Origin of the sequence: Stenotrophomonas sp., from assembly GCF_031995405.1 — a bacterium.
Taxonomy (GTDB): domain Bacteria; phylum Pseudomonadota; class Gammaproteobacteria; order Xanthomonadales; family Xanthomonadaceae; genus Stenotrophomonas.
Window position 1 is genome coordinate 1 of the sequence record NZ_DAMAGC010000171.1, and the last position, 6,719, is coordinate 6,719.

A 6,719-nucleotide genomic window follows, 5' to 3' on the forward strand; every position below is an offset into this window, starting at 1 on the left:
GAGGGTCCGACCCCCTTGCCGGGACCGTCGGGCGCCATGGATGGCGCCCGCGAGCCCCCAGGGATGGGTTTACGGCGTGTCCCGGCCAAGGCTACCCGCCACCCTCCTCCAGAAAAGCAAAAGCGCCGGCCGTGGCCGTGGCCGTGGCTGTGGCTGTGGCTGTGGCTGTGGCCATTGCCGTTAGCTTCTAAAAAAAACCAACCACCCCACAAACAAAAACGGGCACCCTCGCGGGCACCCGTTTCTGCAACACCCGCCTTTCGGCAGGAATCAGGCCTTTTCGGCTTCCACAACCACCTTGACGGTGGTTTCGACGTCGGCGTGCAGGTGAACAGTCACCTCGTACTCGCCCACGTTGCGGAAGGCGCCTTCGCCCAGGATCACTTCGCTCTTTTCCAGCGGCAGGCCGGCAGCGGTGAAAGCCTCGGCGATATCGCGCGGGCCGACCGAACCGTACAGCTTGCCTTCGGTCGAAGCGTTCGCAGCGATCGTGACGCTCTTGCCTTCCAGCTTCGCCTTGCGGGCTTCGGCGTCAGCGTGGATCGACTGGGCCTTGGCTTCGTAATCGGCGCGCTTGGCTTCGAACTCGGCCACGTTGGTCGCGGTGGCCGGAACGGCCTTGCCGGTCGGGACGAGGAAGTTGCGGCCGTAGCCCGGCTTCACGTCGACCAGATCGCCCAGACCGCCGAGGTTGGTGACCTTCTGAAGAAGAATCAGCTTCATGGTGTAGCTCCAAATATGTATTCGTTAGCGAGGCGGAAGCCCCGCAGCGATGGCTGTCCGAATATCCGAACGGCAGACCTGGAAACCGCCCGACGCTTCGCAGCGGGCGGCCAGATCCGCGAAAGCGGCGACCGAAGCCGCCGGCTTTCATCAGACGTCGTGGTTGTCGGTGTACGGAATCAGGGCCAGGAAACGGGCGCGCTTGACGGCCGTTGCCAGCTGGCGCTGGTACTTCGACTTGGTACCGGTGACGCGGCTCGGCACGATCTTGCCGTTCTCGGTCAGGTACTGGCGCAGGGTGTTGAGATCCTTGTAATCGATCTCCTTGACACCTTCGGCCGTGAACTTGCAGAACTTGCGGCGACGGAAGAACTTGGACATGTCAGTGCTCCTTAAGCGGCCGAAGCGGCGTCTTCGCCGGCATCGGTGTCAGCGGCGGGGGTGGTTTCACCTTCTTCGTCATCACGACGACGACGCTCGCCACGCTCGGGCTTCTCGCCCTTCTCGTCCTTGCTCTTCATGATCAGCGACTGCTCGGTGTCAGCTTCGTCACGCTTGATGACGAGGTTGCGCAGCACGGCGTCGTTGAAGCGGAAGCTTTCCACCAGCTCGCTCAGCACGGCCTGGTCGCACTCGATGTTGAGCATGACGTAATGGGCCTTCACCAGGTTCTGGATCGGGTAGGCCAGCTGACGACGGCCCCAGTCTTCCAGACGGTGGATGGTGCCGCTGCCGTTCTCGACCAGCGCCTTGTAGCGCTCGATCATGGCCGGGACCTGTTCGCTCTGGTCCGGATGGACCAGGAACACGACTTCGTAATGACGACTCATGTGTTTTTACCTTTCGGATGTGGCCCGTTGAGGGCCGGACAGCCCCCCGCAGGTGAACGCGGTGGGGCAAGGGTCCTGCCCGGAATCAGGCAGGAAGCCGCAAATTATGGCATCGCCGGGGCCAACAGGCAAGCAGCGCCGGGGCATGCAGCCCCGCAGCGGCCCGGCTCAGGCCTTGTCGGCCTCGGTGGTGAAGCTCTCGCCGCAGCCACATTCAGCGGTGGCGTTCGGGTTCCTGAACGTGAACGTTTCGCTCAGGCCGTGCTTGCCGAAGTCGATTTCGGTGCCATCGACCAGGTCCAGGCTGTCGGCATCCACGTAGATGCGCACCCCGTCCTGCTCGAACACGGTGTCGCCCTGGCGCTCGTCGCGGGCCAGATCGGTGATGTGGCCCCAGCCGGAACAGCCGGTGCGGGTCACGCCGAAACGCAGGCCCAGCGCGCCGGGGGTCTGGGCGACGAACTTCTGCACACGGGCAAAGGCAACAGGGGTAAGGCTTACAGCCATGACGGGCAACTCCAGCGGATCGTGGTCATTATAGGAGCCTTGGCGCGCGAGAAATGCCTCGCAAGCAGAACGCTGCAACCGTTAAACTCCCTCGTTCAGAGATCGAGTCGATCAACAGAGGATTCAAGTCATGACGGTGGTCAGCGTTGAACATGCGCTTGCCGGGAAAATCCCGGAAGGCGGCGAGGCAACAGTACGCGGGTGGGTTCGTACGGTACGCGGCTCTGCGGCGCTGGCCTTCGTCAATGTCACCGATGGCTCCTGCTTCGCCCCTATCCAGGTGGTGGCCAATGACACCTTGGCCAACTTCGACGACATCAAGAGCCTGACCCCGGGCTGCTCGGTGATCGCCCGCGGCACCCTGGTCAAGTCCCAGGGCAAGGGCCAGTCGTTCGAGATCCAGGCCCACGACATCGAGATCGTCGGCCTGGTCGAAGACCCGCTGACCTACCCGATCCAGCCCAAGCCGATGAGCGCGGAGTTCCTGCGTGAAGTGGCGCACCTGCGCCCGCGCACCAACCTGTTCGGCGCGGTCACCCGTATCCGCAACTGCCTGTCCCAGGCCGTGCATCGGTTCTTCCACCAGAACGGGTTCAACTGGATCAGCACACCGATCATCACCACCTCCGATGCCGAAGGCGCCGGCCAGATGTTCCGGGTGTCCACCCTGGACATGGCCAACCTGCCGCGCAACGAAAAGGGCGAGGTCGATTTCAGCCGCGACTTCTTCGGCAAGGAAACCTTCCTGACCGTGTCCGGCCAGCTCAACGTCGAGGCCTACTGCCTGGCCCTGAGCAAGGTCTACACGTTCGGGCCGACCTTCCGCGCCGAGAATTCCCACACCACCCGCCACCTGGCCGAGTTCTGGATGATCGAGCCGGAAATCGCCTTCGCCGACCTGGCCGAAGACGCACGCCTGGCCGAGCAGTTCCTGAAATACCTGTTCCGCGCGGTGCTCGACGAGCGCGGCGACGACCTGGCGTTCCTGGCCGAGCGCGTGGACAAGAACGCGATCACCAAGCTGGAAGCGTTCATCAATTCGCCGTTCGAGCAGATCGACTACACCGAGGCGGTGAAGCTGCTGCAGAAGGCCGACAGGAAGTTCGACTTCCCGGTCGAATGGGGCCTGGACCTGCAGACCGAACACGAGCGCTGGCTGACCGAGGAACACATCGGCCGCCCGGTGGTGGTGACCAACTACCCCGAGCACATCAAGGCGTTCTACATGCGCCTGAACGATGACGGCAAGACCGTCGCGGCGATGGACGTGCTGGCCCCGGGCATCGGCGAGATCATCGGCGGCAGCCAGCGCGAAGAGCGCCTGGATGTGCTCGACGCGCGCATGGCGCAGTTCGGCCTGGATCGTGAACACTACAGCTGGTACCGCGATTTCCGCCGGTACGGGTCGGTGCCGCATGCCGGGTTCGGCCTGGGCTTCGAGCGCCTGGTGGTGTACGTGTGCGGGCTGGGCAACATCCGCGACGCCATCCCCTACCCGCGTGCACCGGGCAGCGCCGAGTTCTGATCACCCCTACGGAGGCACCGAGTCCATGACCCTGTTCTTCGCGCTGTGTTTCGTCGGCGTGGCGATCGCCGGGTTCAGTGCCTTCGTGATCTTCTGGCCGCTGACCCTGATCCACATCCGCGACCGCCATCCGCTGCTGGCGCAACGCTTCGGCAACGGCGCGTTCCTGCGTCCGGATGCGTTGCGCTGGCTGCTCGGGCGCGATTACCGGCAAACCCCCGACCGGGCGCTGTCCGGGCTGGCCACGCCGGCCTGGGTGTCGCTGCTGACCCTGCTGGCCGGACTGGGCATGGCTGCCCTGCTCTGGCTGCTTTCGATGGTACTGATATGAACGACATCACCCCACACCGCGACGAATGGTTCCTGGCCAGCCTGGGCAACACGCTGATCTGGGCGCGCCTGCGGGTCCGCCCGGCCGGCACTGCCGAAGTCCTCGACAGCGACGGCAACACGCTCAGCTATGACAGCGAAGACACCGCGCGCTCGCAGCTGTTCGACGCCGAATTCGTCTCCTATGACGGCCTGGATGAGGAAGACGCGCTGATCCGCGGCTTCTCGCTGCATGAAGTGCAGCCGCCGCAGGCTGCCAGCGACGCCGAGCTGCACGGCCGCATGGTGCAGAGCCTGGGCGCCCGCGCGTAACCGGCGATGTTCATCCCTTCCGCCTTCGTCGAGACCGACCTGATCTGGCTGGACCGGCTGCTGGCGCGCGATGCGTTCATCACCCTGGTCACCACCGGGGCCGACGGTCTGCCGCAGGCCACCCGGATGCCGGTGCTGTACCGGCGCGACGCCGATGGCATCCTGATCGAAGGCCACTGGGCCAGGCCGAACCCGCAGGCGGGCCATGCCGGCCCCGCACTGATGCTCGTGCACGGGCCCCATGCGTATGTCTCGCCCGGCTGGTATCCGGACAAAGCCGCACAGGCGCGTGTGCCAACCTGGAATTATGCCGCCGCGGAACTGCGTGGCGCACTCGAGCCGGTCACTGATGATGAGGCACTGATCGCGATGCTGGACGGCCTGAGCGCGCACTACGAAGCGCAGGTCGGTGGTGACTGGGACCTGCTGCCGATCGAGCCGCGCCAACAGCGCATGCTGGGCGGCATCGTCGGTTTCCGCTTCCGCCCGGCCCAGGTGCAGATCAAGCTCAAGCTGAGCCAGAACCATCCCGAGGCCAACCAGTCCAGCGTGATCGATGCGCTGTCGGCACTGGACGCCCCGGCGTCACGCGAGCTGGCGCAGTGGATGCGCTGGCGTCGCGAGGGCGGCACCGCCGCCGACTGACCTTCCCACTCCTGCGACGACGCGGCCCCCTGGCCGCGCCTTGCCCCCACCCGACGTCAGGGAACCCGCACGATGAAAGACATCCACAAGCTGCTGCAGAACAACCGCGAATGGGCGGACCGGATCGAAAAGGAAGACCCGGACTTCTTCCACCAGCTGGCCAAGCAGCAGCACCCGGAATACCTGTGGATCGGCTGCTCCGACTCGCGCGTGCCGGCCAACCAGATCATCGGCATGGCACCGGGCGAGGTGTTCGTGCATCGCAACGTGGCCAACGTGGTGGTGCATACCGACCTCAACTGTCTGAGCGTGATCCAGTACGCGGTGGACCAGCTGAAGGTGAAGCACATCCTGATCGTGGGCCATTACGGCTGCGGCGGCGTGCATGCCAGCCTGCACAACACCCGCGTGGGCCTGGCCGACAACTGGCTGCGGCACGTCGGCGATGTGGCGCAGAAGCATGCGGCGATCATGGATGCGATCGAGGATCCGGAGTTGAAGCACGCACGCCTGTGCGAGCTGAACGTGATCGAACAGGTGGTCAACGCCTGCCGCTCGACGATCGTGCAGGATGCCTGGGCGCGCGGCCAGAAGCTGATGGTGCACGGCTGGGTCTACAGCCTGAAGGACGGCCGCGTACGCGAGATGGGCATCGACGTGGGCGCACCGGAGGAGCTGCAGGCGGCTTACGAAAAAGCCCTGGCCCACGTGCCGCGCCGCGGTCGACGCGACTGACGCCCCCCTACGGAATCCACTCCCATGCTCGCCTCCCCCATCAACCTGCTGGCCTGGATCGAGGAACACCGGCATCTGCTAAAGCCGCCGGTGGGCAACAAGATGATCGAAAACGGGGACTTCATCGTGATGGTGGTGGGCGGGCCGAACAGCCGCACCGACTACCACTACGACGAGGGCCCCGAGTGGTTCTACCAGCTCGAAGGCGAGATGACGCTGAAGGTGCAGGAAGACGGTGCGGTGCGCGACATTCCGATCCGCGCGGGCGAGATCTTCCTGCTGCCGGGCAAGGTGCCGCATTCGCCGCGCCGTCCAGCGGGCGGCGTGGGGCTGGTGGTGGAGCGCACGCGCCTGGCGCATGAGCGCGATGGGCTGCTGTGGTTCTGCGAACGCTGCAACCACAAGCTGTACGAAGAGTACTTCGCGCTGGAGAACATCGAGACCGATCTACCCAAGGTATTCGCGCGGTATCAGGCGTCGTTGGAGATGCGTACCTGCGAGGCGTGCGGGCATGTCGATCCGCTGCCGGGTGGGGCCGGGGCTGGGGCTGTTGAAGGCTGAAGGCTGGAAAGGCGACAGCTGCGTGTGAGTGCGTTCTCCCGGGTTGGGCAGGGATGGGTGGGACTGCCGGGTGCCGGTCGGGTCGGTCCTCGATCGACTGCCGATACCTCTTTCTCATGCGATGGGAGCATGACCGCTGAACGAAGAGCAGCCGAGCATGGCTCGGCTCTACCTGGGCGTGTTCCGGCGTTTTAACGAAGGGCAGCCGAGCATGGCTCGGCTCTACCGTTTCTGGTCCAGCGTTTCCCAGCCTTTCCCCGCGTTTCCCGGCGTTTCCCATGCGCGCCGACCCACTGTCTGGGCGTGGTGCGGGTGGGTTGCCGGGACCGTGTGTTGCCATGGATGGCAACACCGAGCCCCCAAGGACGGGTTTACGGCGTGTCCCGGCAACCCACCCGCACCGCGCCAACCCAGCCACCGCCCACAGACGACGCCGTAGCAGTTGCCGTCCGCCCTAGCAGTTGCCGTTGCCGTCGGCCGTAGCAGTTGCCGGTGCCGGTGCCGGTGCCGTTGCCGTTGCCGGTGCCGCGGCGTACCACCAACGGTCGTCA

10 protein-coding genes are annotated in these 6,719 nt (G+C 65.2%); 6 read left to right on the top strand and 4 right to left on the bottom strand.

What is annotated here, in order from left to right; translation table 11 throughout:
* Positions 1-270: 270 nt before the first annotated feature.
* The 4 genes from rplI to RTO53_RS18930 form a co-directional block, all read right to left on the bottom strand.
* Positions 271-723: a 50S ribosomal protein L9 gene (gene rplI / locus RTO53_RS18915; protein ID WP_123729653.1), complete on the bottom strand. Its 453-nt coding sequence runs from the start codon at positions 721-723 to the stop codon at positions 271-273.
* 150 nt (positions 724-873) lie between these two features.
* Positions 874-1,104, bottom strand: coding sequence for a 30S ribosomal protein S18 (gene rpsR / locus RTO53_RS18920; protein WP_002804494.1), 231 nt, complete (start codon positions 1,102-1,104; stop codon positions 874-876).
* A gap of 11 nt (positions 1,105-1,115) precedes the next feature.
* Positions 1,116-1,553, bottom strand: coding sequence for a 30S ribosomal protein S6 (gene rpsF, locus RTO53_RS18925; RefSeq protein WP_256774538.1), 438 nt, complete (start codon positions 1,551-1,553; stop codon positions 1,116-1,118).
* A gap of 168 nt (positions 1,554-1,721) precedes the next feature.
* Complete coding sequence (locus RTO53_RS18930; RefSeq protein ID WP_312239229.1) at positions 1,722-2,060, bottom strand: iron-sulfur cluster assembly accessory protein; 339 nt, start codon at positions 2,058-2,060, stop codon at positions 1,722-1,724.
* Positions 2,061-2,190: 130 nt separating this feature from the next.
* Between RTO53_RS18930 and asnS the strand changes: the two genes are divergently transcribed.
* The 6 genes from asnS (at position 2,191) to RTO53_RS18960 (ending at position 6,168) form a co-directional block, all read left to right on the top strand.
* The gene (gene asnS / locus RTO53_RS18935) at positions 2,191-3,585 is read left to right on the top strand and encodes an asparagine--tRNA ligase (RefSeq protein WP_312239230.1); all 1,395 of its coding nucleotides are present in this window, start codon (positions 2,191-2,193) and stop codon (positions 3,583-3,585) included.
* A 25-nt stretch (positions 3,586-3,610) separates the two neighbouring features.
* Positions 3,611-3,916, top strand: a complete 306-nt coding sequence (locus tag RTO53_RS18940) for a hypothetical protein (RefSeq protein WP_256774541.1) — start codon at positions 3,611-3,613, stop codon at positions 3,914-3,916.
* Entirely contained in the window at positions 3,913-4,227 is a 315-nt protein-coding gene (locus RTO53_RS18945) for a hypothetical protein (RefSeq protein WP_312239231.1), read from the top strand. Before RTO53_RS18940 ends, RTO53_RS18945 begins: the two co-directional genes overlap by 4 nt.
* Before the next feature lie 6 nt (positions 4,228-4,233).
* Complete coding sequence (locus RTO53_RS18950; protein WP_312239232.1) at positions 4,234-4,872, top strand: FMN-binding negative transcriptional regulator; 639 nt, start codon at positions 4,234-4,236, stop codon at positions 4,870-4,872.
* 72 nt (positions 4,873-4,944) lie between these two features.
* Entirely contained in the window at positions 4,945-5,607 is a 663-nt protein-coding gene (gene can / locus RTO53_RS18955) for a carbonate dehydratase (protein ID WP_312239233.1), read from the top strand.
* A 24-nt stretch (positions 5,608-5,631) separates the two neighbouring features.
* A complete protein-coding gene (locus RTO53_RS18960) occupies positions 5,632-6,168 on the top strand; it encodes a 3-hydroxyanthranilate 3,4-dioxygenase (RefSeq protein ID WP_312239234.1) in 537 nt (178 codons plus the stop codon).
* Positions 6,169-6,719: the final 551 nt, after the last annotated feature.